The organism is Dermacoccus sp. GAS27A (assembly GCF_044909235.1).
Lineage (GTDB): Bacteria > Actinomycetota > Actinomycetes > Actinomycetales > Dermatophilaceae > Dermacoccus > Dermacoccus nishinomiyaensis.
On sequence record NZ_JBIYDW010000028.1, the window covers coordinates 1 to 1,350 of the forward strand.

Genomic DNA, 1,350 nt, shown 5'->3' on the forward strand with positions numbered 1-1,350 from the left:
TGAAGCGCCCTGAGTTTGTTGGAGACTCCTGACCTTGGAAACGAGGATGGGGTTATGCCGAAGGAACTGGCGAATGGGAAGCCGACGACGCGTCGCTACTCGGTCGAGGAGAAGGCCGCCGCGGTGCGGATGGTGAGGACGCTGCGCGCGGAGCTGGGCGTCACGCAGGGGACGGTGCAGCGGGTCGCGACGCAGCTCGGTTACGGGGTCGAGTCCGTGCGGATGTGGGTCAAGCAGGCCGACGTCGACGACGGTGTCGTCCCCGGTGTGAGCTCGGCGGAGGAGCAGCGGGTGAAAGAGCTCGAGCAAGAGAATCGGGAGCTGCGCCGGGCCAACGAGGTGCTGAAACGGGCGGCGTCTTTCTTCGGGGCGGAGCTCGACCGCCACTACCGGAAGTAGTCGCGTTCATCGACGCGAACAAGGACGACGTCGTGGACGGTCGCCGGCTCGGAGTCGAGCTCATCTGCAGACTGTTGCAGGTGGCTCCGAGCAGCTACTACGCCGCCAAGACCCGTGCGCCCTCTGCCCGTGCGCTGCGGGACGAGGAACTGATCCCGCAGCTGGTCGAGATCTGGGAGGCCAACTACCGCGTCTACGGGGTCCGCAAGCTCTGGAAGGCTGCCCGGCGTGGGGGCATCATGATCGGCCGCGACCAGACCGCGAGGCTGATGCGCGTCGCAGGGATCGAAGGTGCGAGGCGGTCGAAGCGGGTGAAGACCACGCGGCCGGACCCGGCGTCGTCGCGGCACCCGGACCTGGTCAAGCGGGAGTTCACCGCGACGGCACCGAACCGGCTCTGGGTGACCGATCTGACATTCGTGCCCACCTGGGCTGGCGTCGCCTACGTCTGCTTCATCATCGACGCGTTCTCCCGGATGATCGTGGGGTGGCGGGTCGCGTCACATATGCGCACCGAGATGGTCCTCGACGCGATCGAGATGGCGCGCTGGTCCCGAGGCGCCCACCATGAGGATCTGCGGTGTCACAGCGACGCGGGCTCTCAATTCACATCGATTCGCTACGGCGAACGCCTCGCAGAGATCGGTGCGACACCCTCGATCGGGACCGTCGGCGATTCGTATGACAACGCCCTGGCCGAGACGGTGAACGGCTACTACAAGGCCGAGTTGGTTCGCGGGCCCACCCGCTCGGGACCGTGGAAGACGGTCGAGGATCTCGAGCTCGCGACGCTCGGCTGGGTGCACTGGCACAACACGCAGCGCCTCCACGGATACCTCGGAGACGTCCCACCCGCCGAGTTCGAGAACGCGTTCTATGCTGTCCCCAACGACAGCAATCTGCTGATCGGAATCAAATAGCGCGAGTCTCCATCAGACCCAGGGCGCTTCA

The 1,350-nt window shown here is 65.9% G+C and carries 1 protein-coding gene and 1 other annotated feature; the gene reads left to right on the top strand.

Annotated elements, in window-relative coordinates; genetic code table 11:
• The first annotated feature begins 54 nt into the window (after positions 1 to 54).
• A protein-coding gene (locus tag ABH936_RS14075) for an IS3-like element ISPfr12 family transposase (RefSeq protein WP_235181962.1) occupies positions 55 to 1,319 on the top strand; the annotation gives its coding sequence in 2 pieces (ribosomal slippage) (positions 55 to 358 and positions 358 to 1,319; 1,266 coding nt in all).
• Positions 354 to 488, top strand: a sequence feature (AL1L pseudoknot). It overlaps the preceding gene by 135 nt.
• Positions 1,320 to 1,350 lie beyond the last annotated feature (31 nt).